Source organism: Synechococcus sp. H70.1, assembly GCF_047502705.1.
Lineage (GTDB): Bacteria > Cyanobacteriota > Cyanobacteriia > Thermostichales > Thermostichaceae > Thermostichus.
In genome coordinates, this window is the sequence record NZ_JANSIV010000021.1 from 1 (window position 1) to 1,096 (window position 1,096).

The 1,096-nt window shown below is 58.2% G+C and carries 1 protein-coding gene; it reads right to left on the bottom strand.

The genetic code is table 11. The features are described from left to right. Positions 1 to 1,096: TM0106 family RecB-like putative nuclease (locus tag NW827_RS01520; RefSeq protein WP_414503257.1), on the bottom strand; the 1,096-nt coding region annotated here is incomplete at its 5' end.

Consider the following 1,096-nt stretch of genomic DNA (forward strand, 5'->3'; position numbering starts at 1 on the left):
TCAGCCCCCACTAGGGGGATTCTTTTTCCCCAACCAACTCACCGCGGCGCTTGCAGTCCCGTCAGCTAGCAGGGAGAGGCTATTAACGGACTCAAGAGCCGCACTTTGACTTAACCAGGCTTTAAGGTGATAGGTAGCTCGGCAGTCGTCCTCGTTGTAAATGAGTGACTGTTCCAGATAGCGGCGATCTCGTGTTTCCAACCACTGGCTGTACCAATAGATGGAGTGGGCTCCATTAGCCTCCGGTAGTCGCCACTTGAACCCCAGCCAGCGGGCAATGTTTTTCAGAGAGTAGCTCTCAATGGGGAGCACTACCGAGCGTCGAACCCAGCTGTGTAAATCCACGAAGCGCTGCAACAGTTGTCGCACCTCTCGCGGATCCGTTTGGTACTGCTCCCCCAGGCGTCGGCAAGTCTGTATTTCAAAGTCATGAAAATGATAGATGGGCGCCTCAGGGTAACGTTGAACCAATTGTAAAAACTGTTGCCAGGCTTGCCCTTCTTCCTGCAGTTCGGCAGCCAAGCAGCCGTGGTAGTTGACAATTGTGTTTCCCTCTGCTTGTTCTACCACTAGCAAGCCTAACAGGTAGGCGACGTTGTGGCGGGGATCCGCCTCGATATCGAAGTACAGCTCCACGGACGCTGTTGGCAGAGCTTGCGGCGGGGATTGCAGCCAAAGGGGCTTGCGGCTGAGGGTGGCACGGGCTTGAAGCTGCAGTTGCAGGGCCACGCCGTCTCCCAGCTTGGGGATAGCCTGGAGCATCTCCAGGCGGGCGTTAGCTAAGGCCTCAATCGAGTTGATCCCTGCCTCTTGCAACAGGGGATAGCGGGATCCGGTTACGCCTGGCAGCAGGCTGAGGGGCTGGGTGGCGGCGTTTAGCTGTCGACAGTGCTCCCGCCAGTGGCAAAGATGACAGCGGCTGCGGGCCATCAACACCTGGGGCGGCTCCGGCTGCTCAAGGGAGCGCAGATACTCTTGCAGCAGGCGGCGCACCTGGGCGCGGCGTCGGCTGAGGTGGACAGGGTGCCACTTCCCATCTTTTAGAATCAAAAAGCCGCGTTTGGGCAGCTGCCCCTGCAGGGATCCCAGCAATTCT